Origin of the sequence: Herbidospora solisilvae (genome assembly GCF_009901565.1) — a bacterium.
GTDB classification, from domain to species: Bacteria; Actinomycetota; Actinomycetes; order Streptosporangiales; family Streptosporangiaceae; genus Herbidospora; species Herbidospora solisilvae.
This window is the reverse complement of record NZ_WXEW01000002.1, coordinates 42,046-61,282: the sequence shown is the minus strand read 5'-3', so window position 1 is coordinate 61,282 and position 19,237 is coordinate 42,046. Positions and strand designations below refer to the sequence as shown.

Here is a 19,237-nt window from a genome sequence, read left to right as displayed (position 1 = left end):
CTTTCGATGAAACTTTCACGTCTCACCGCGCCCGGATTCAACCGTGACAATTCTCCTAACGCGCGGTGAGTGATAATGTCCGCCTTCATGATCTCCACGTTCCCAGGAGGACGAATGCGAAAGGCACGCGCAGTTCTCGTCTCGGCCGTCGTGGTTCTCGGAGCCTCCGTGATGATCGGCGCCACCCCGGCCCACGCCGCCGACAAGCTGTCCGGCGTCTTCAGGACGTCGGCGGAGTGCGAGCGGATCGGCGCCCACGGCGTCGCCCAGGACTGGTGGGACGACTACTCGTGCGTGTGGGAGGGCCGCTACCGCTACTACTTCCTCTACGCGTGACCGATTACGACGACCAGTAGCGGCGGTGTCGGGAAGGACACCGCCGTCACCGTCCGGCCTTTCTTCAGGGTGACGCGCACAACCGGATCTCGCCGCCCGGCCAGCGGGAGCGCAACCACCGGTCGTGGCTGGCGACCACGATCGCGCCGGGGCCCGCGCCCATGGCCTCCTCCAGCTCGTCGCAGAGCCGGGGAGACAGGTGGTTGGTGGGCTCGTCGAGCAGCAGCAGCTCGGGCGGGTCCGCCACGAGCAGCGCCAGGGCCAGCCGCCGGCGCTGACCGACCGACAACTCCCCCACCCGCCGTCCCAGGTCCCGGGGACCGAGCAGGCCGAGCGAGTCCAGCGGCACCGCCGCGGCACGCTCGGCGCCGAGCGCCCGCTCGTAGGTCTCCCGCACGGTACGGTCCGGCCGGTCGAACACGGTGTCCTGAGCCAGCAGCCCGACCCGCGACCCGGCCCGCCGCCACACCTCGCCCTCGGCGTCCAGCCGCCCGGCCAGCACCGCGAGCAGGGTCGACTTCCCCGCGCCGTTCGGTCCCGTGACCAGCAGCCGCGCGGTGACCGGCACGTCGAGACACTCCAGCGTGAGCCGACCCGGCACATGGACGTCGCGCAGCGACAACAACATCCCGTCCACTGACCCAGCGGACCCAGCGGACTCGGCGCTTTCGGGCACGGCGGTGAGCGCGGTGGCGTGGAAGCGCAGCGGTTGGGGCGGCTCCGGGACCTGGGCGCGTTCCCGTTCCTCCAGCCGCCGGGTGGCGTCGCGCACCCGCCGGGAGATCTGGTTCTGCACCCGGCCGCTCGTGTGGCCGTAGCCCATCTTCTCGTTGTCGCGCTTCACGCGTCCCGGCGCGACCTGGTGCGCCGTGACGGCGGCCGACCGGCGCAGTTCGGCGAGTTCCTGCTGCTCCTCGGCGAAGCGCCGCTGCCATCGCTGCCGCTCCGCGCGCTTCTCGGCCTGGTAGGCGCTGTAGTTCCCGCCGTACCGCACGGGCCCGCCCATCGCCGGATCCAGGTCGAGCACGTCGGTGCAGACGGCGTCGAGGAACGCCCGGTCGTGGCTGGCCGCCACGACGACGCCGGGCAGGCCGCGGAGCTGCTCCTCCAGGAACGCCGTCGCGGCGTCGTCGAGATGGTTGGTGGGCTCGTCGAGCAGCAGCGCCGAGGGCCGCCGCACCAGCAGCGCGGCCAGCGCGAGCCGCCCCCGCTGCCCGCCCGACAACGACCCGAGCAGCCGATCGTGCCGCACGCCCCCGAGGCCGAGCCCGGCCAGCACGATCTCGGCCCGCCGGTCGGCGTCCCAGGCCTCGTGGTCCTGGGCGTGGTCGAGCCGCTCGCCGTACCGGCCCAGCAGGTCGCCGTAGCCGGGAGAGCCGGGCGGGACGTCGGCGAGCGCCGCGGCGAGCCGGTCGAGTTCGGCGAGGACGTCACGTGCCTCGCGCAGGGCGTCGTCGAGCACGTCGGCGATCGTCGCCGCGGCGTCGAACGGCATCTCCTGGTGCAGGAAGCCCAGGTCGGCGGGCCTTACGACGCTGCCGGAGTCGGGCTCGTCCACCCCGGCGAGCAGCCGCAGCAGGGTGGACTTCCCCGCGCCGTTCTCACCGATCAGCCCGATCCGGTGACCGGGGGCGGCGGTGAGCGAGACGCCGTCGAGAATCCGCCGGGCGCCGAACGTGCGGACGAGATCATGGGCGAGCAGAGCCGAAGGGGACATGCGAAACCGCCAGGGGGATCGGACGTGCGGGCACGGGCAGGTCCGGGCCGCGCCTCGGGAAGGCGCGGCCCGCCTGTGCCCTACGGCGAGGTCGTCTCGCGGTCCGGAGCCGCCCCCAGCTCCAGCAGCCGTCCATCGGAGAGCCGCAACCAGCGGTCCACCCCGATCTCGGTGAGGAACCGCTCGTCGTGGCTGACCACCACGAACGCCCCTTCGTAGGCGGACAGCGCGCTCTCCAGCTGGGCGACGCTGACCAGGTCGAGGTTGTTGGTCGGTTCGTCCAGCAGAAGGAGCTGGGGTGCGGGTTCGGCGTACAGCACGCAGGCGAGGGTGGCCCGCAGCCGCTCGCCACCCGACAGCGCCCCGACGGGGAGGTGGATGCGGGACCCCCGGAACAGGAAGCGCGCGAGCAGGTTCATGCGCTGCGCCTGCGGCATCCCCGGCGCGAACGCCGCCAGGTTCTCGGCCACGGTCCGGTCGAGGTCCAGCAGGTCGAGCCGCTGGGAGAGGTAGGCGACCCGCCCGTCGGCCCGCCGGGTCTCGCCGCCCTCCAGTTCCCCACTGATCACCCTCAGGAGGGTCGACTTGCCGACCCCGTTCGGTCCGGTCAGCGCGATCCGCTCGGGCCCCCGGATCGTCAAGTCGGCGCCCTCCCCGGCGAACAGGGCCCGCCCACCGTAGTGGACCTGCATGTTCGTCCCGACGAACATCGTGCGCCCGGCCGGCACGTTGGTCCCGGGAAGCTCCAGCGTGATCTTCTGCTCGTCGCGCAGGGCCCGCCCCGCCTCGTCCAGCCGCGCCTTGGCCTGGCTGACCCGGGCGGTGTGCGTCTCGTTGGCCTTCCCCGCCGACTCCTGGGCGTTCCGCTTCATCGTCCCGGCGAAGATCTTCGGCAGTCCGGCGTTCTTGAGGTTCCGGGAGGCGTTGCTCGCCCGGCGCTCGGCCCGCTCGCGGGCCTGCTGCAACTCCCGCTTCTCCCGCTTCACCTCCTGCTCGGCGTTGCGCACGTTCTTCTCGGCCACCTCCCGAGCGGCCCGCACCGCCTCCTCGTACTCGGTGAAGTTCCCGCCGTGGAACTGGACCTCGCCCTGGTGGAGCTCGGCGATCCGGTCCATCCGGTCGAGCAGCGCCCGGTCGTGGCTGACCAGCAGCAGACACCCGCTCCAGCCTTCGAGCACCGCATAGAGCTGGCGCCGGGCGTCAAGGTCGAGATTGTTGGTCGGCTCGTCGAGCAGCAGCACGTCGGGCCGCTTCAGCAACTGCGCCGCCAGCCCGAGCGAGATGACCTGCCCGCCGCTGAAGGTGCGCAGCGGCCGGTCGAACGAGACGTCACCGAGCCCCAGCCGGTCGAGCTGGGCCCGGGTGCGCTCCTCGATGTCCCAGTCGTTGCCGATCGTGGCGAAATGCTCCTCACTGGCGTCTCCGGACTCGATGGCGTCCAGCGCCTTGATCACCGGAGCGATGCCGAGCACCTCGGCGACGGTCAGCTCCGCGGCGAGCGGCAACGTCTGAGGCAGATACCCCAGCACTCCCCCGACCGTGACCGACCCGGCCGCCGGCGTCAGCTCCCCGGCGACGAGCCGGAGCAGCGTGCTCTTCCCGGCGCCGTTGGGCGCCACCAGACCGGTCCGGCCGGCCGGGACGGTGAAGGAGAGATCCTGGAACACCGGGGTGTCGTCGGGCCAGGAGAAGGACAGGTTGGAACAGACGACGAACGCATCGGACATGCGAAAACCTCATGCGTGAACGCGGGCGCGCAGGGGCCGCCCAGCAGGAAACAGGGGAACGACGAAGCGGCCACGGCGGCGGCGTCAACGCGCGCGTGCCTGCGGCCGATCAGTTCCGGTCTCAGCCGGAGATGTCGTCGTCAACCACCATGTCTGGTCTCCTGGTCACTAGAGGTTCGGGTCCCGGAAGGCGTGTCGATGGGCACTTATGCCAAAAAGACGATTCGGGGACGAACCGCCAACAGGCTGCCAAAGACTCGAAGCCCTGTCAACACAGACGCCCATCCGGGTGAACCGGCGGACACGGGTGCTCGGCCTCCGCTGCGGGAGCGCGCACTGGCCTCACTCCCTCAGCCGGGATCCGGCAGGTCCGTCGACGCCAGCTTGGCCGGGTCGGTGACGCTCCTGATGGCGACGATCCGGCCCTCGGCGACGGTGAACGCCATGAGGGAGAGCGGGGTTCCGTCCGCACGCCAGGAAATGAATCCGGGCAGCCCGTTGACGAGCACCGCCCGTGCTCGCGTGGCCGCGCCGCCGGCGACGCGCGCCGACGCGCCGGTGGCCACCTTGGTGGACCCGAGGACGACCACCACGCCCTCGGCGCTGTCGACGGTCAGCCTCACCTCCGGGTCGAGCACACGCAGCAGTCCCTCGAAGTCGCCCTGGCGGGCCGCCGCCAGGAACGTCTGGATCACCTCGCGCTGCTCCCGTCCACCGGCCGCCGGCCGCTCGGTCGCCTGCACCTTCCGGCGCGCGCGGCTGGCCAGCATCTTGGTGGCGTCGGTGGACCTGCCGAGGATCCGGCCGATCTCGTCGAAGGGCACCGCGAACAGGTCGTGCAGCACGAACGCCAGCCGTTCGCTCGGCCGGAGCGACTCCAGGACGATCAGCAGCGCGTACCCGACCGAGTCGGCGAGCACCATGTCGTCGTCCGGCGCCGGGCCGTCGTCGACCGTCACGACGAGATGGTCCCAGGACGCCTCGGGGCGGGCCTGCCGTGCTCGCAGGACGTCGAGACTGATCCGGCCGACCACTGTGGTCAGCCAGCCGGCGAGATTGTCGATGGTCTCCGCGTCCTGCCGGAAGAGCCGCAGCCAGGCCTCCTGGACCGCGTCCTCGGCGTCGGCGTGCGAGCCGAGCAGGCGGTAGGCGACCGCGTGCAGCCGCTCGCGCTGGGCCTCGAACGCCGCGCCCACCGAGTCCGTCGGGCTCGTTTCGGACATGTTGTTACCTTCCTCGGACCTGCTCCGTCATAGGTCATGACGTGCCCGAACGGGCAAAGGTAACCGAAATAGGAGCAGCACCGATGGAAGCACGCATGAAGAGCCGGCCGAACGCCGACGTGACGACGGCCGTCCAGCACCTCTACAAGGCGATCCACGCCGGTGGCGTCGAGCCGCGCCTGCTCGGACTGGTGCATCTGCGCGCGAGCCAGATCAACGGGTGCAGCCCGTGCGTCTTCGCCGGGGTCGTGTCAGCCAAGAAACACGGGGAGACCGACGAGCGGCTGCACAACGTCGCCGCCTGGCGCGAGACGCCGTTCTTCACCGAGGCGGAACGGGCGGCGCTCGCGCTGACGGAGGCCGCCACCCGGATCCAGGACGGCGCGCCAGGCGTGACCGACGAGATCTGGGACGCCGCCGCCGCCCACTTCGACGACACGCAGTTGTCCGCCCTCACGCTGGAGATCGCGCTGACCAACTTCTTCAACCGGATCAACCGCACCGTGCGGGAGCAGGCCGGCAAGAGCTGGTGAGCCAGGCCTTGGTGTCAGGGGAAGTCGATCTGGGTGTGGGCCAGGACGGGGTCCTGCTCGGCGATGCGAGGGCTCCGCACTCAGCCACTGTCGGGCCGGCGGATGACCGCAAAGGACGCCGCGGTAACCCAGCCAGTGGCAGATACGCCGTTACCCGCGTCGGCCCCTCGACCATCTCGAACGAGTAATACGCAGCTCCGTCCTTTTGTTCAGAGCTCTTGAGAAACCCACCAGCGCCCTGACCGAACGACTGAGCCACAGCGAGAATCAGCAGGTCACGGGCAGGGGACGGAGAGGCCACACGCAGACCTATATGACGAATGTAGGAAAAATATAGCCCTCAACGGCAGGCTCGGCCGAGATCCGCAGCAATTCCGAACCGGAAAGTCCGGAGCCGAATCTGACCCCGTCAGAAATCACGGCGAACAATTCACAAGGAGATCCCGTTGAGAGCGGTAACCTCTGCCCTGGCCGCCGTCAGCGCCATCGGCGTGCTGGCGCTCGCCGCGCCCGCGTCCGCCCATGTGACGGTCGCCACCGTCTACGACAACCGGAACATCAAGGCCGGATCGGCCTCGGTCAACTCCATCCACACGGTGTTCTACGCCTGCGACATGCTGGCCGACAACGTGGGTGTGTACGGCCGCATGAGGCTCTCCAACGGCCAGATCAAGGACGTCGCCGACGGAAACGGCAGTGCGGACGGGTGCGGCGTCGGGAACGCGCCCGCCGGCACGACGATCGTGGCGATCGAGGCCGTCTGGCGTGGGGGCAAGAGTTCCGGCTGGAAGAACACCTGACAGATAGCGGCCCCTCCCGCGGCTCAGACCCCGTGATCCGAACGAAGCGTGGCCTCGGCGGGGCGGAGCCCTCCGCAAGGAACGCAGCGACGCCGGGACGCGTAAGCGGCCAAGGGTAGTCCTGTCGTATCGGGGGATTTGAGGGCCGTCCCCCATGTGCACAAACGAGAACGGCCCGTGGACTGCGCCCCCGAAAGGGCAACGACCACGGGCCGTTCCGAGCGATAGGACCCAACAGTCGCTTACCCACGCCGCGTTCCGGACTTCGGCCGCCGTCGATATCCGCCCGGCGACCGTCCGATCCCATCTCCCACAATCTCGTGATCGGAACGTCTGATCGCTAAGATCCGCCGATATGACCTTGATCCTCAATGTCGCGATGGCCGTCTCGCTAATGGCGTCGGCGCCGACCGGTCCTGGGGCGCTCACCAAGAATCCGATCTACAAAGCCGGCGCACTGCCCGCGGTCACCTGCACCGAAGAAACACACTTCGCCGACTTCGGCACCGCGCAACGACAGGCCGAGAACGTCATGACCTGCCTGGAACAGGCCTGGCGGCCCTTACTCGCCAAGGCCAAGATCCCCTTCAAGCGCCCCACACTCGTGCTCAAGGACGGCGACCGAGTGAAGGCGTGCGGGGTTTCCGGCACGACATACGAGACGACGAGCGTGTACTGCCCGAAAAGCAAGACGATCTACGTCTGGTCCCCGGTGAGGTCACGGAAAGACGAACTCGACCGGCCCACTCTCCTGCTGAGCGTGGCGCGTGGCTACGCCTATCACATCCAGCAGCTCACCGGCATATTTCCCGCCGCACAGAAAGCATTCGACAAAGCGCCGAAGCGCGGCAAGAAAGACGTGAGCCTCCGGCTGGAGATGCAGACCACCTGCCTCACGGCCGCCTTCCTCGGCAGCGTCTGGGATTCCCTCGGGCACACCGCCGAAGACCACAACCCCGACTACGTGCGGTACGTGCTGGTCAACATGCACCACGCCCTGGGCTTTTACAACGGCAAGCCCGACAACGCCGAATACTGGGCCGAACGAGGGTTCAACACTCGCTCGCCCGGAGCCTGCAAGACGTTCTCGGCCCCGGCGAAGCGCGTCAGCTAGCCGCACCGCCACGGTCGAAGCCGACGAAACGCCGATCACATTCAGCCCCGGCGACCTCGTTCGCGCCACACTCGTCGAGACTGGACGCGATCACCGGAGTCGGCCTCTGCAGATCGTTTCCAACACGGGCTGGGCCCGTGAATCGGAGCGAGGCCGGACCATCGCCAGCAGCCCGGCAGGCGTCGGCGTCCCTCACTCTGCCGGCAGTGCCCGTCGCGGCGGCGTGCGGTCGGTAGCGGTGGTGGTGCCGAGGTCCTGGACGTCCGGCCCGGTCGAGCCCCCGTACGTGGCGATCTTGTATTCGACCGCCGTGAGGGAAAGGGTCAGCTCACGGATCCGGCGGCGGATGGTGTCGCGATGTTCGACCAGCACGTCGAGCCGCTGCGGCACCGTGTGCCCTCCGGCGTCGACGAGCGAGATGTAGTGCCGCAGGTCCCGCATCGGCATACCGGACAGGCGCATCCGGGTGAGGAACACCAGGCGCCGAACCGCCGCGGCGTCGTAGACGCGATGACCACTACCGTCACGGGCCACCTCGACCAGCCCGGCCCGCTCGTAATAGCGCAGCGTGTGGGGCGAGATGTCGAGGAGGTCGGCGACCTCGGCGATCGTCATCGCCTCGGGCAGGTCGCCCAGGTCGGCGAGCCGGTGAATCGCCTCGACCGACAGCGGACCGTCGTCTCCAAGCGCTTCGAGCGCCCTGGTCATCAGATCGTCGGTCGCCATGACCACGAGCCTAGATGGGCCGTACCGATGCGGAGACACCCTCGAAATCGGCGCTGCGGGCGGTCTCGGCCCACCGCTCGACCTCGTCCAGGCCGCGCCGGTAGGCACGCGAGACACGCTCGACCGCCTCGCGCCCGAGCGGCAGCCGCAGCGGCACCTCGTCGCTGTGCACGAGGGACACGATGATCTCGGCCGCCCGCGCCGGGTCGCCTTCCTGGCGGCCGTCGGCCCCGGCCATGTCCGCACGGACGTCGGCGAGCAGGTCACGATAGGTGGCGGACGGCTCGGCGAACTCAAGCACGTCGCCCCCGTTGAAGCCAGTCCTGAACCGGCTGGGCTCGACGACCATCACCCGGATCCCGAACGGCGCGACCTCCCCGGCCAGCGCCTCGGACCAGCCTTCAAGGGCGAACTTCGACGCGGAGTACGCCGACACGCCGGGAAACGACGTCCGCCCACCTTGGCTGCTCATCTGCACGATCGTCCCGCTGCCCCGCTCACGCATCGCGGGCAGCGCCGCCCGCACGAGCGCGGCGGGCCCGAACAGGTGCAGATCCATCAACTCGCGCAACTGCGCGTCGCTGACCTCCTCGACCGCTCCGACCACGGCGCGCCCCGCGTTGTTGACCAGCACATCGAGCTGACCGAAGCGGTCGAGGGTGTCGCACACGAGGCCCGCGGCAGCGGTGATGTCCCGGGCGTCGAACTTCGCGATCAGGCAGTTGCCCGGGTACTCGGCCGCCAGATCGGCCACACTCCCGGGCCGGCGCACCGCGGCCACCACATGGTCACCCGCCGCGAGCGCCGACTCCGCCAGCGCGCGTCCGAACCCACGGGACGCGCCAGTGATGATCCAGGTCTGTGTCGTCATGGCGGGGACGCTATGTCTTCGAGCGCGCTCGAACACAAGCCGACGTGACGGGTGGCAGAGGGATGCGGGCTGGGCCGAAAGTCCCAAAAGTCGGGAGCGGGTGGGCCCAGTTTCCGGGACGGGCGCGCTCACCTGCCGAATCGGGACGGATGTCGGCACACGATGACCAGATTGTGGCCGAAGATGTCATTACTCTGATTTGCGCAGCAAGGACATGGATGTGACTCCTGGTGATGTCGGGGCAGGAGGTCGGCGATGAGCGCCGGTCGACGGCCGATCAGCGGCCCTCCGCGCCGTCTCGGCCAGCGGACACGGTACGCCTTGCTCGTCACCGTGGTGATCTGTGTCGCCGTCGCCGTCCCGCCCTTGCTGATTCCCCGGCAGGACGACCAGGCCGAGGCGTCGGGCGCGCGGGAAAGCCCGGTGTCCAGCCGGATCCCGACCACCGCACCCCCTGCACCGACACCCAAGGCCGGCAAGAGCGCGGGCACCCCGCGTCCGACCCCGATGCGTCCGACCGCCACGCCCGGACGCCCGCGCGTACCCTCCTGCACCGCCCCCGGAAGCTCGGGGGTCGTGGAGGTCACGCCCGTCCCGGCCTGCTCGATCTACGCGTCGGCGCTCGGGACGGGCTGGCAGGCGTCCGGAAGCGGGACGAACGTCGACCCCGGCCGCCCGGTGCCCGACGGTGAAGAAGCGGCCATCAGGATCCAGCGCCGGGTGAAGACCCGCGATCAGCCCGCGACCGTGACACTGCTGGCGGGCTCGCCCGTGCTGATCGGCGCGAACACGCGGCTGCGCCTGCGTGTCTACGGCGGCCGGCAGTACGGCACCATCCTCCGGTTGTCCGCCTCACCCTCGGCCGGACGCGCGGGCGCCACGACCGTGACGCTCCACGCACCCCCGGAGCGCTGGACTTCCTTCGTGGTGCACGTGGGCACCCTGTCGCCCGGCCGCCTGCGCCGGATCGACCTCGCCATCGCCAGCGAGCAGCTCCCGCAGGCGTACGAGTTCTACCTCGACGACATCGCGCTGGGGAGGTGAGATGGGGCGTGGATCCGCTGGTCGCGCCGGCCGCCATCTGCCGTGCGGTGATGCTGGGAAGGGCCGCGGTCGTGCTCACCTCCGCGGGGGCCGGGCTGCTGCTGGTGGCCGACCTCTGGCGGGTGTTGTCGGTGATCGCCGTGACCGTGCTCGCCACGGTCGCCGAGGTGACGGTGCTCACCCGGCATCCGGCCGTGGTCCGTCGCGCGCTGCCCGTCATCGGCGTGGACTGGCTGGCGGCCACGGGCATCCTGCTGCTGAGCAAAGGCGGCATGGCGTACTTCTGCTTCGCGGCCGGGTCCGCGGCGCTGGCCGGGGCGCTGCTCGGCATGCGCGCCCTGGGAATCTGGGCCGTCCAGGCCGCCTTCGGGTTCGCCGCCGCGGCCTGGGCTCTGCGGGCGGCGCCGTACTCGCCGGACGTCGCCGCGTTCGTGATGGCGTTTCCGATGCTCAGCGTGCTCGCGGGCATGGGCGGGGCGGTGGCCGCCTCCGCGCTGGTGCGCTACGTCGATCTGACGGTGGAGGTGACGGCCTCCGCGCAGCGGTCCGCGGCGGCCGACGAACGGGCCCGTCTCGCCCGCGAACTGCACGACTCCGTCAGCAAGACCCTGCGCGGGGTGTCGTTCGCCGCGTTGGCGCTCCCGTCGTCCCTGCGCCGTCACCCCGCCCTGGCCGAACAGCTCGCCGAGACCGTCTCCCGGGGCGCCGAGGTGGCCGCGAGGGAGGCCAGGCAACTGCTGGAGGGACTGCGCGGGGACGTACCGGACCGATCCTTCGAGGACACCATCCACGAGGTCTCGCGATCCTGGCAGCACGACGCGGGCGTCGCCACGCGGGTGACGGTGGCGTGCGCCGAGCCCGGGGTCGCCGTCCGGTACGAGATCGTCCGCGTGCTCCAGGAGGCGCTGACCAACGTGCAGCGGCACGCTTTCGCCTCCCACGTCACCATCCGCCTGATCCAGTCCGGTGGCCTCCTGGAGCTGATCGTCGCCGACGACGGCATCGGCTTCGTCGTTCCCGAGGAGCTCGGACGGTTACAGTCGCAGGGACATTTCGGCCTTGTCGGCATGGCGGAACGGGCCCGGGCCGTCGGCGGCCACCTGCGGGTGAAGTCCTACCCCGGGGCGGGCACCGTGGTCACGGTCTGCGTGCCGCTCGATCCACTGGAGTGATGGACGTGATCGACGTACTGATCGTCGACGACAACCCGATCGTCCGCGCCGCCATGTCCGCGTTCCTGGACGCCGACGACCGGGTCCGGATGGTCGGCGAGGCGAGCAACGGGCACGAGGGGCTCGCGGCCGCACGCCGGCTGCGCCCCACGGTGACCTTGCTGGACCATCGCATGCCCATCGCCGACGGGCTCTCGGTCGTGAGCGAGATGGGCCTGTACACGAAGGTGCTGGCGCTGACCAGCGACTACACCGAAGACGTGATCGCCTCGATGCTGCGCGGCGGCGTGCGCGGCTATCTCGTGCACGGCCAGTTCGATCCGCCGGAACTGCTGCGCGCCGTGCTGGCCGTCGCCGAGGGCCGGGGCTGGCTCTCGCCGGTGGCCGCGTCGGTCGCGACCTCGCTGGTACGGGGGCAGGCCGAGCGGGACCAGGAGCAACGCGAACGGGCCGAGCGACGGCACACCGTGCAGACGAGGTTCGGGATCACCAGGCGCGAGCGCGAGGTGCTGAATCTCCTGGCCCAAGGGCTGAGCAACGCGTCCATCGCCATCCGTCTGGGCCTGACGGAGAAGACCGTGAAGAACCACCTCAACAGCGTCTTCGGCAAGCTCAACGTGAGCAGCAGGACCGAGGCCGTCCTGGTCTGGACCGGGAGCGCCTGACCCGGGAATTGGGCCATGACGCTCAGCCCGTACGGGACTTTCTGCCTAAATCCGCAGGCGGCCGGATGACTAGCGTTCGACCCGCCGCCGCGCGATTCGCATCCGCCGGCAGCGCCCAAGTGTTCCAGCGTGAAGGGAAATCGATGTCAGACCACACCCGGCGGCGCCGATGGAGCCGGGCAGCGGGGACGACTCTGCTCGCCGCGGGCCTGCTGCTGGCCGCGCGCCCGTTCCTGATTCCGGCCTCGGCCGCCACCGCGAGCCCGCACGCCTCGCACCAGTCGGCCCCGGCGGCGGTGGCTTCGCCGTTCCCCACCGCGAAGCCGCTCCCGGTCCCGACGTTCTCCGGGCCGCCGCCGTTCGCCCAGTACCGCGAGATCCACGCGAACTGCAAGGTCACCCACCACCTGTCCGACGACCCGATCGTCTATCCGGGCCTACCGGGCGCGGCCCACAACCACACCTTCGCGGGGAACCCGACCACGAACGCCAAGTCGACCAGGGCCTCCCTACTGGCAGGCGGCTCAAGCTGCCAGGACACCCTGGACAAGTCCGCCTACTGGATCCCCACGCTGTACCAGAACGGCAAGGTGGTGGACCCGACGATCGTGACGACGTACTACAAGTCGGGCGTCAAGGACTACCGCACGGTCCAGCCCTTCCCGGCCGGTTTCCGGCTGATCGTGGGCGACATGCGCACGGCTTCCGCCGCGGACTTCCAGGGCACGTGGACCTGCGGCGGCGGCACCTTCACCACCTTCCCGAAGTCCTGCCCGTCAGGCAGTTCGCTGATCGTCCGCCTGAAGGCCCCGAGCTGCTGGAACGGCCGCGACCTGGACTCGTCCGACCACAAGAGCCACATGGCCTACCCGGTGAAGGGTGTCTGCCCGGCGGCGTTCCCGGTTCCGTTGCCGATGCTGGAGATCAAGGTCCCCTACAAGCTTCCCGGCGGGAAGACCGACGGCCTCGCCTACTCCTCCGGCGCGAGCTACTCCTTCCACTACGACTTCATGGAGGCGTGGGCGGGTAACCGGCAGGCTGAGCTGGTGAAACACTGCATCAACGGCGGGCGGCAGTGCAACGGTTACGGAATCGACCAGCACAAGCCCTGACGAAAACCGCGGCGCTCCCGCGCTCGATTTCTTCGGAACGGCGTATCCCCTCGGGGGTACGCCGTTCGTGCGTAGGGGCCGAAAGCCCAGGTCTGCGTGAAGTGGCTCCCCGTTTTGGCTCCCCCGCGACCTCACGAATCGGCTTCGGAAGATTGAGGGCCCAAACATGCCAGCCGCCAAAGGCGACCAGGGGGAGGTCCACCCGCCACCTGTGAAAATAGCGGGAGCCCGAAAGGCGGATCAAATCGGCGCACCACCCGGTTTCTGGCCCGATTGAATCCATGATTCGAGCGAAGCGAGGCCATCCCAGGTAGCGCGAGAGGACCAAGCCCTCTCGTATCGGGGGGTTCGGGGTCGTCCCCGTATGCACGAACGAGAGAGGCCCGTGGCTGGTACCCCGAAGGGGCAACATCCACGGGCCGTGCTCCGGCTACACCCCGAAGAGATCACCCATCCCCTGCGCAAAGTCGGCAATCGATCACCCAGCGGATCTGAACCCTCCGGACCTGATTCATCGCGGCGACTGGTCGCGAGAACAGCGGCGGACCCGTAACGGGTAGCGGCTGCGCTACCGAGGGCCTCGTAATCGAGGTTCGGCAGGGGCAATACCATTCTGCAATGGCCAATGAACGTCTTTACGGCGGAGAGAGCTCCGCCTTCCTCACAGCGCTGGTGGCTCTGCAACGCGCCCAGGGCGTGCCGCTCGACCAGGCATACCAGTTCGCCGAAGCCACCTATCGGGAGACGACGTCCAGGAAAGGCAGGAACTCCTTCGGCAACGACGAGCTACTGGAATTCTTGAGGTTGTTCGAACAGCGCTGAGCCCCGCGAAGTCAGCAGCCGGACCGCCGTAGGGTGTGCAGGTCGCACGGGCAGATGTCCCAGGTCAGAGCTACTTGTGCGGAGATGCGCGGCCTCCCCACATGAGGGCCACACTCCTCCTGCGGGCCGCGCGACCTACCTCAGATGGGGGAATGTCGCGCGGGCGGACGCCGCATCAACCTGCTCACGAAGGGCCAGGAGGATAAGCGACGGCTACGCCGTAATGCCAGGCGCTCCCGCACTCGCCGGCCGCCGTATCGATCGGCCAGCCCTTTGGAGATCTCCAGACGGGCTGGCTCTCCGCCGGCGAACCGGCGGGCGATCTGCGCGGCGGCGATCTCTGGAAACATCGCGCCGGCGCCGACCGTCAGGGCCAGGCCGGCGGCGGATCGCAAGAACAAGCGGCGTGTGGTGGCATGCCAAGGCTCCGTTCTACCTGATGATTGAAGTCAGAGCAGTGCCGTAAAGGCGTCGGGGAAGTTCATGAAGAAAACGAAGGGGAGCAGCGAGACGATCGCGCTGGCCCACCAGTAGCTCCGGTGGGGCAGTCGCGTGATCCTGCGGATCACCTCGTTGATGACCGCCCAAATGACGAAGAACGGACTGACTCCCACGAGCGCAACCAGCGAGATGAGGATGCCGTCATTTTCCGTGGGTTCGCGTTCGGTGAGGCCGAGAGCGGCTAGCGGATATTGAGTGAGAAAATACGTGATGTATATCAGCGGAAATATGCCGACGCCGCCGAGCACCACGTGACGGAAACCGGGGCGAGCCACACTAACCTGGCGGCATTGGCCATGGCAGGCGCCCTTCACGACATTACGGATTGCAGAAAGGGTCTGCCGGGTGTGATCCTCACTGGTAGTGAGACCCGGCCGCGGCACATTAACTTGCCCGGCGCCCCAGATGTGGACGTATCCCACAATGGAGATGTTGTAGATCGCGCCCTGGAGTTGCTGCCATACCGACCAGAAATTGGGCTCGTTAGCTGGGTCCAGGGTCGTACCGCCGATGACGCCCTGCTGAATGACGTAGACCTCGGTATCTAGGTGAAGGCTCTCCTCCGTTGTGGCTTCCCCTGAGTGGGTGTAAGCGAGAGCCTTTGTTTGGTTGCGGCTGGGATGCCCGCCAAGGTCCGGCGGGGTGTACCCAGCCACATGTCGGCGGCCTGGCCGCCAGACCTGTCGACTGACGGGTTGGCGTGAAGGCAGCGTCCAAAGATCGAGCGAAGCGAGTGCTTTCCGAGCGAAGCGAGTGCTTTCCGAGCGAAGCGAGGCCTTTCCAAGGAGCGCGAGGGGCGGAGCCCTTCGCAAGGAAGCGATAGCGACCCCGGAGCGAAGCGACGCGAGGACGCGAAGCGGCCAGGGGGAGCGCGAGGGGGCGACAGCCCTCTCGTATCGGGGGTCCGGGGGTCGCCCCCCGGGGTAAACGAAGAAAGGCCCGTGAAAGCCGCCCCGAAGGGGCGTCGACCACGGGCCGTTCCGAGAGTGGAGCTATGGGGATTCGAACCCCAGACCCCTTCCATGCCATGGAAGTGCGCTACCAGCTGCGCTATAGCCCCGCCGCACTCGTTGGCGCCTGAGTGCTGTGCCAGCATAGCGGATTCCGGAACGAGGGGTGAACGCGAGCGCGTCCCCCGAAATCCCTTCGCATACCCGACATCCCACCCCCTACCGTTGATCGTGGTGCCGGCAGGTCAGGGGCGCCCCGGGTATCGCCGGGTCGCGTTCCCCGCATCGCGTCGCACCTCCTTCTCTGGCAGGTCGTCAAGGCCTTGGGTTCGATTCCCTATGACGACCTCCGGCGGGTCGTGTTCGATGCGGTCGCCTGGGCTCTGCGGGCTCCCGTCCTGGACGGGGACGCCCCCGCCCGTGGCTCCGTGACGCCCCGCCGGAGGCCGTCCTCACGAACAGACGTCTCGAAAAGGGGTGAGCGGACAGATGGCGAAGATCACGGTGATGGAGTGGCAGCGCGTGCTGGCCTTCCACGACGGGCGGTTCGAGCGGCTCCTGGGGCCGGGCCGTCACCGCTACAACCCCCGCCGGACGACCCACGTCACGGTCGACGTCAGGCCGCAGCTCCTGCAGGTCCCCGGTCAGGAGGTTCTGACGCGGGACGGCGTCTCGGTCCGGGTTTCGGCGACGGCGTCGTGGCTGGTGAGCGACCCGGTCGCGTTCACGAACGGGGTGGCGAAGCCGGTTCCGGTCCTTTACGCGGCGCTCCAGGAGGGCCTGCGGGCGAAAGTCGGCCAGGTGGAGCTGGAGTCGCTGATCAGCGACCGGGCGACGCTCGACGTCGAGGCGGTACGCGCGGAGGTCGCCCCCCTGGGCATCGAGGTCACCGACTTCCGGATGCGGGACCTGATGCTGCCGGGTGAGCTGCGGCGGGCGGCGATGGACGCGGTCGTGGCGCGGGAGCGCGGCAAGGCGGTGCTGGAGGAGGCCCGTGCGGAGGCGGCGGCGCTGCGTTCGCTGGCGAACACGGCCCGGCTGCTCGAAGAGCACCCGGCGCTGCTGCAGCTCCGGACGCTGCAGGTGGCGGCGGAGCGGTCGACGACGCTGGTCATCGACCCCCGCGTGCAGCGGTCAGCGGCCGAGTAGGCGGCGCCACCGGGAACGTGGCGGTGGCGGCGGCGCAGAAGGCGTCGCGGGCGGGTGGGCGGCCCGCCAGGCGGCGATCACTTCCCCCTCGTCGATGAGGGGGACGACGACGGGCGGTCCGGCCATGGGGTGGCGTACCGCGTCTCTGATGCGGTCGTTCATCTCGGCGACCAGGGTGCGGGCCTGGTCTTCGGACCGGGCCGCCACGGCGGCCTCCCTGACCTTCTCGGCCTCGCGGCGCAGGCCCAGGCCGCCGGGCAGCGGAAACTCCAGGCCTTCTTCGTCGAGCTTGCGTTTGATCCAGCCCATTTCGTCGTCGCGGCGGCGGGGCAGCGGTTTGCCCGTGCCGGGCAGGTCGTCGAACTCGCCGCGCTCGGTCGCCTCGCGGATCTGCCGGTCGATCCAGGTCTCGAAATTCATCCCGACGGGCTTGCGGTCGGTCACACCAGCCTCCGGAGCAGCTCCCTGAACTCCTCGCCCTCGGCGGGGCCCCCGAGGGCGGCGATCACCTCTCCTTGCAGCGTATCCGCCGAGGCCTGGGCCGTTTCGAGCCGCTCCATGCCGAGCGGGGTGAGTTCGAGGGCGTATCGCCGCCGGTCGAGCGGGTCCTGCCCGCGGGCCACGAGGCCGGCTTCGGCGAGTTCGTCGACGACCTGGGCGGCGGCGGCCTCGGTGTAGCCCATCGCCTCGGCCAGGCGCTGCTGCGGGCAGGGGCCGAGCCGCCCGATGGTCATGAGGGGGCCGACGAAGCGCATCTTCATCCCGGTGTGGGCGAGCAGGGCGTCGCCCCGGCGGCGCAGTTCGAAGTGGGCCCGGGAGATCAGGTGTTCGGTGCTGCCGGCGGAGCCGGCGAGCCGGCCGAGCAGTTCGGTGAAGCGCTCACGTTCGGCGGGGGTGAGGGCGGCGGTGAGTTCGCCGTCGCGGGCGGCCATGGTGGCGCGCAGCCCTTCGAGCGTCTCGCGGCCCTTGGGGGTGACCGAGATCACGTGGGAGCGCCGGTTGGCGGGGTTCACCGTCCGGACGACGAGGCCCTCCTCCGACAGCCGGTCGATCAGCTTCACCATGATCGTCCGGTTGATGCCGAGGCGTTCGGCCAGCTCCTGCTGCGACCCGGCGGCCTGGTCGGCGAGCGTGTCGAGGATCACGTGGTCGCGAGGGCCCGAGCCGTCGGACGCGAGGCGGGCGTACAGGCTCCGCAGCAGATAACCGATGTACTCCCGCACCTCGACAGCATAAGACACTTAAATCATTGACGGTTAAGCATGTTGATAATAAAGTCCGCGACATGAGCATCGACATGACGATGATGTACGCCTTCCACGCCGCTCTCAGACGCGAGCTCGACCGCGTCGCCCGCCTCACCGAGACCCCCGACGGCCTGCTCAAGGCCACCGTGACCTGGGAACTGTTCACCACCTACCTGCACATCCACCACACGTCCGAGGACGACGCCCTGTGGCCCGCCCTGCGCAAGGTGGTCCCCGAGACCGACCTGGCCCTCCTCGACGCCATGGAGGCCGAACACTCCGTCATCGACCCCGCCCTGGCCGCCGTCGAGTCGAGCGGCCCCGGCGACCTGGCCGAGAACGTGGCCGTCCTGCGCGACCGGCTCACCGCCCACCTGCGGCACGAGGAGCACGAGACCCTGCCGCTGATCGCCGCCACCCTCCCCGAGGAGGAGTGGGCCCGCTTCGGCGCGCTCCACCGCCGGCGGGTGGGCGACGACACCGCCCGGTACCTGCCCTGGCTGCTCGACTCCGCCGCCGACGACCTCGCCGACCGCGTCCTGAACTCCCTGCCCGGCCCGATCAGGACGGCCTACCGCGACGACTGGCTCCCGGGATACCGCACGATGCGTGTCACATCCGGTCCAGGTGATACGTCTACGGGGTCATGACTTTCACTGAGCACCGGAAGGTCCTGCTCGGGGTCGCCTATCGCATCCTGGGCAGCGTCACCGACGCCGAAGACGTCGTCCAGGAGGCCTGGCTGCGCTGGTCACAGGTCCCCGAGGGCCACGCCGACGACGAGCGCGCCTATCTCGTCCGGGTCACCACGAACCTGGCCGTCGACCGGCTCCGGCACGTCAAGACCCGCCGCGAGTCCTACGTCGGCCCGTGGCTGCCGGAGCTCGTCAGCACCCCCGACGTCGCCGACGAGGCCGAGCTGGCCGACACGGTCGAACTGGCGCTCCTGGTCGTCCTGGAGACGCTCTCGCCGCTGGAGAGGGCGGTCTTCGTCCTCAGGGAGGCCTTCGGCTACAGCCACGCCGAGATCGGCGCCGTCCTGGGCCGCGACGAGGCGGCGGTCCGGCAGCTCGCCAAACGTGCCCGCGAGCACGTCAGGGAGCGGCGGCCCCGCTACGACGTCGACCGGGGCGAGCGCCGCGAGATCACCGAGAGGTTCGTCAGCGCCGCCGTCGGGGGCGACCTCGACGGGCTGACCGCCCTGCTGGCCAGAGACGTCACGCTGGTCGGCGACGGCGGCGGCAAGGCCAAGGCGCCGCGGAACATCCTCGCCGGGGCCGCGAACGTGGCCAGGTTCCTGATCGCCATCGCCTCCGAGCGCGGCGTCAGCCGTTTCCTCGACGGCGTGGCCGCCGAGCTCAGCATCGAGATCGCCGACGTGAACGGGGGCCCGGCGGTCGTCGTCCACGCCGACGGGCGGACGGCGGCGGTCTTCTCCCTGCTCGTCGCCGACGGGATGGTCCAGACGGTCTACGTCATCGCCAACCCGGAGAAGATGTCACATCTGTGAGGTCGTGCCCGTCCACGG

20 protein-coding genes and 1 tRNA gene are annotated in these 19,237 nt (G+C 69.6%); 12 read left to right on the top strand and 9 right to left on the bottom strand.

What is annotated here, in order from left to right:
- Nucleotides 1-114: 114 nt before the first annotated feature.
- A complete protein-coding gene (locus GT755_RS06040; protein ID WP_081898676.1) occupies nt 115-336 on the top strand; it encodes a hypothetical protein in 222 nt (73 codons plus the stop codon).
- Between the two features lie 64 nt (nt 337-400).
- Here GT755_RS06040 and GT755_RS06035 read toward each other — a convergent pair whose 3' ends face one another.
- The 3 genes from GT755_RS06035 to GT755_RS06025 all read right to left on the bottom strand — a co-directional run bounded on the left by GT755_RS06035 (nt 401) and on the right by GT755_RS06025 (nt 5,003).
- A complete protein-coding gene (locus tag GT755_RS06035; protein WP_161478750.1) occupies nt 401-2,053 on the bottom strand; it encodes an ABC-F family ATP-binding cassette domain-containing protein in 1,653 nt (550 codons plus the stop codon).
- An 80-nt stretch (nt 2,054-2,133) separates the two neighbouring features.
- Nucleotides 2,134-3,780 (bottom strand): ribosomal protection-like ABC-F family protein, encoded by a 1,647-nt coding sequence (gene abc-f, locus GT755_RS06030; protein WP_161478749.1) that lies wholly within the window; start codon nt 3,778-3,780, stop codon nt 2,134-2,136.
- Nucleotides 3,781-4,130: 350 nt separating this feature from the next.
- Entirely contained in the window at nt 4,131-5,003 is an 873-nt protein-coding gene (locus GT755_RS06025) for a sigma-70 family RNA polymerase sigma factor (RefSeq protein ID WP_161478748.1), read from the bottom strand.
- Between the two features lie 83 nt (nt 5,004-5,086).
- Here GT755_RS06025 and GT755_RS06020 point away from each other — a divergent pair, with 83 nt between their 5' ends.
- The 3 genes from GT755_RS06020 to GT755_RS06010 all read left to right on the top strand — a co-directional run bounded on the left by GT755_RS06020 (nt 5,087) and on the right by GT755_RS06010 (nt 7,450).
- A complete protein-coding gene (locus GT755_RS06020) occupies nt 5,087-5,536 on the top strand; it encodes a carboxymuconolactone decarboxylase family protein (protein ID WP_161478747.1) in 450 nt (149 codons plus the stop codon).
- Nucleotides 5,537-5,982: 446 nt separating this feature from the next.
- Nucleotides 5,983-6,336, top strand: coding sequence for a hypothetical protein (locus tag GT755_RS06015; protein WP_161478746.1), 354 nt, complete (start codon nt 5,983-5,985; stop codon nt 6,334-6,336).
- A gap of 355 nt (nt 6,337-6,691) precedes the next feature.
- Nucleotides 6,692-7,450: a neutral zinc metallopeptidase gene (locus GT755_RS06010; RefSeq protein ID WP_161478745.1), complete on the top strand. Its 759-nt coding sequence runs from the start codon at nt 6,692-6,694 to the stop codon at nt 7,448-7,450.
- 192 nt (nt 7,451-7,642) lie between these two features.
- On the opposite strand, the gene GT755_RS06005 is transcribed toward GT755_RS06010, so the two are convergent.
- Both GT755_RS06005 and GT755_RS06000 read right to left on the bottom strand, forming a co-directional pair.
- Nucleotides 7,643-8,176 (bottom strand): MerR family transcriptional regulator, encoded by a 534-nt coding sequence (locus GT755_RS06005; protein WP_161478744.1) that lies wholly within the window; start codon nt 8,174-8,176, stop codon nt 7,643-7,645.
- A gap of 10 nt (nt 8,177-8,186) precedes the next feature.
- The gene (locus GT755_RS06000; protein WP_161478743.1) at nt 8,187-9,047 is read right to left on the bottom strand and encodes an SDR family NAD(P)-dependent oxidoreductase; all 861 of its coding nucleotides are present in this window, start codon (nt 9,045-9,047) and stop codon (nt 8,187-8,189) included.
- A 255-nt stretch (nt 9,048-9,302) separates the two neighbouring features.
- Between GT755_RS06000 and GT755_RS05995 the strand changes: the two genes are divergently transcribed.
- From GT755_RS05995 to GT755_RS05975, 5 genes are all read left to right on the top strand, one after another.
- Nucleotides 9,303-10,091: a hypothetical protein gene (locus tag GT755_RS05995; protein WP_161478742.1), complete on the top strand. Its 789-nt coding sequence runs from the start codon at nt 9,303-9,305 to the stop codon at nt 10,089-10,091.
- Between the two features lie 8 nt (nt 10,092-10,099).
- Nucleotides 10,100-11,263, top strand: coding sequence for a sensor histidine kinase (locus GT755_RS05990; protein WP_161478741.1), 1,164 nt, complete (start codon nt 10,100-10,102; stop codon nt 11,261-11,263).
- Nucleotides 11,263-11,928 carry a LuxR C-terminal-related transcriptional regulator gene (locus GT755_RS05985; RefSeq protein WP_161478740.1) on the top strand — a complete coding sequence of 222 codons (666 nt, stop codon included), beginning with the start codon at nt 11,263-11,265 and terminating at the stop codon, nt 11,926-11,928. Before GT755_RS05990 ends, GT755_RS05985 begins: the two co-directional genes overlap by 1 nt.
- 143 nt (nt 11,929-12,071) lie before the next feature.
- Nucleotides 12,072-13,040: a DUF1996 domain-containing protein gene (locus GT755_RS05980; RefSeq protein WP_161478739.1), complete on the top strand. Its 969-nt coding sequence runs from the start codon at nt 12,072-12,074 to the stop codon at nt 13,038-13,040.
- Between the two features lie 618 nt (nt 13,041-13,658).
- A complete protein-coding gene (locus GT755_RS05975) occupies nt 13,659-13,862 on the top strand; it encodes a hypothetical protein (protein ID WP_161478738.1) in 204 nt (67 codons plus the stop codon).
- 449 nt (nt 13,863-14,311) lie between these two features.
- On the opposite strand, the gene GT755_RS05970 is transcribed toward GT755_RS05975, so the two are convergent.
- A complete protein-coding gene (locus tag GT755_RS05970; RefSeq protein ID WP_161478737.1) occupies nt 14,312-15,019 on the bottom strand; it encodes a hypothetical protein in 708 nt (235 codons plus the stop codon).
- A 331-nt stretch (nt 15,020-15,350) separates the two neighbouring features.
- A tRNA-Ala gene (locus GT755_RS05965) sits at nt 15,351-15,423 on the bottom strand.
- A gap of 379 nt (nt 15,424-15,802) precedes the next feature.
- Here GT755_RS05965 and GT755_RS05960 point away from each other — a divergent pair.
- Complete coding sequence (locus tag GT755_RS05960) at nt 15,803-16,462, top strand: slipin family protein (protein WP_161478736.1); 660 nt, start codon at nt 15,803-15,805, stop codon at nt 16,460-16,462.
- Here the strand turns inward: GT755_RS05960 and GT755_RS05955 are convergent.
- Nucleotides 16,448-16,906, bottom strand: a complete 459-nt coding sequence (locus tag GT755_RS05955; RefSeq protein ID WP_161478735.1) for a DnaJ family domain-containing protein — start codon at nt 16,904-16,906, stop codon at nt 16,448-16,450. The two genes, GT755_RS05960 and GT755_RS05955, sit on opposite strands and share 15 nt — an antisense overlap.
- Nucleotides 16,903-17,685, bottom strand: a complete 783-nt coding sequence (locus tag GT755_RS05950) for a MarR family winged helix-turn-helix transcriptional regulator (protein ID WP_202609722.1) — start codon at nt 17,683-17,685, stop codon at nt 16,903-16,905. Before GT755_RS05950 ends, GT755_RS05955 begins: the two co-directional genes overlap by 4 nt.
- 62 nt (nt 17,686-17,747) lie before the next feature.
- On the opposite strand from GT755_RS05950, the gene GT755_RS05945 reads away from it, so the two are divergent.
- Nucleotides 17,748-18,359 carry a hemerythrin domain-containing protein gene (locus GT755_RS05945; RefSeq protein WP_161478733.1) on the top strand — a complete coding sequence of 204 codons (612 nt, stop codon included), beginning with the start codon at nt 17,748-17,750 and terminating at the stop codon, nt 18,357-18,359.
- The gene (gene sigJ / locus GT755_RS05940) at nt 18,356-19,219 is read left to right on the top strand and encodes an RNA polymerase sigma factor SigJ (RefSeq protein ID WP_161478732.1); all 864 of its coding nucleotides are present in this window, start codon (nt 18,356-18,358) and stop codon (nt 19,217-19,219) included. Before GT755_RS05945 ends, sigJ begins: the two co-directional genes overlap by 4 nt.
- Nucleotides 19,220-19,237 lie beyond the last annotated feature (18 nt).

Bases quoted from the DNA above. Each gene is read 5' to 3' on its own strand.
- GT755_RS05945 (WP_161478733.1), top strand. From the start codon at position 17,748: ATGAGCATCGACATGACGATGATGTACGCCTTCCACGCCGCTCTCAGA.
- GT755_RS06020 (WP_161478747.1), top strand. From the start codon at position 5,087: ATGGAAGCACGCATGAAGAGCCGGCCGAACGCCGACGTGACGACGGCC.
- GT755_RS06010 (WP_161478745.1), top strand. From the start codon at position 6,692: ATGACCTTGATCCTCAATGTCGCGATGGCCGTCTCGCTAATGGCGTCG.
- GT755_RS06005 (WP_161478744.1), bottom strand. From the start codon at position 8,176: ATGGCGACCGACGATCTGATGACCAGGGCGCTCGAAGCGCTTGGAGAC.
- GT755_RS06035 (WP_161478750.1), bottom strand. From the start codon at position 2,053: ATGTCCCCTTCGGCTCTGCTCGCCCATGATCTCGTCCGCACGTTCGGC.
- GT755_RS05960 (WP_161478736.1), top strand. From the start codon at position 15,803: ATGGCGAAGATCACGGTGATGGAGTGGCAGCGCGTGCTGGCCTTCCAC.
- GT755_RS05980 (WP_161478739.1), top strand. From the start codon at position 12,072: ATGTCAGACCACACCCGGCGGCGCCGATGGAGCCGGGCAGCGGGGACG.
- GT755_RS06025 (WP_161478748.1), bottom strand. From the start codon at position 5,003: ATGTCCGAAACGAGCCCGACGGACTCGGTGGGCGCGGCGTTCGAGGCC.
- GT755_RS05995 (WP_161478742.1), top strand. From the start codon at position 9,303: ATGAGCGCCGGTCGACGGCCGATCAGCGGCCCTCCGCGCCGTCTCGGC.
- GT755_RS06040 (WP_081898676.1), top strand. From the start codon at position 115: ATGCGAAAGGCACGCGCAGTTCTCGTCTCGGCCGTCGTGGTTCTCGGA.
- GT755_RS06000 (WP_161478743.1), bottom strand. From the start codon at position 9,047: ATGACGACACAGACCTGGATCATCACTGGCGCGTCCCGTGGGTTCGGA.
- abc-f (WP_161478749.1), bottom strand. From the start codon at position 3,780: ATGTCCGATGCGTTCGTCGTCTGTTCCAACCTGTCCTTCTCCTGGCCC.
- GT755_RS05985 (WP_161478740.1), top strand. From the start codon at position 11,263: ATGGACGTGATCGACGTACTGATCGTCGACGACAACCCGATCGTCCGC.
- sigJ (WP_161478732.1), top strand. From the start codon at position 18,356: ATGACTTTCACTGAGCACCGGAAGGTCCTGCTCGGGGTCGCCTATCGC.
- GT755_RS05975 (WP_161478738.1), top strand. From the start codon at position 13,659: ATGGCCAATGAACGTCTTTACGGCGGAGAGAGCTCCGCCTTCCTCACA.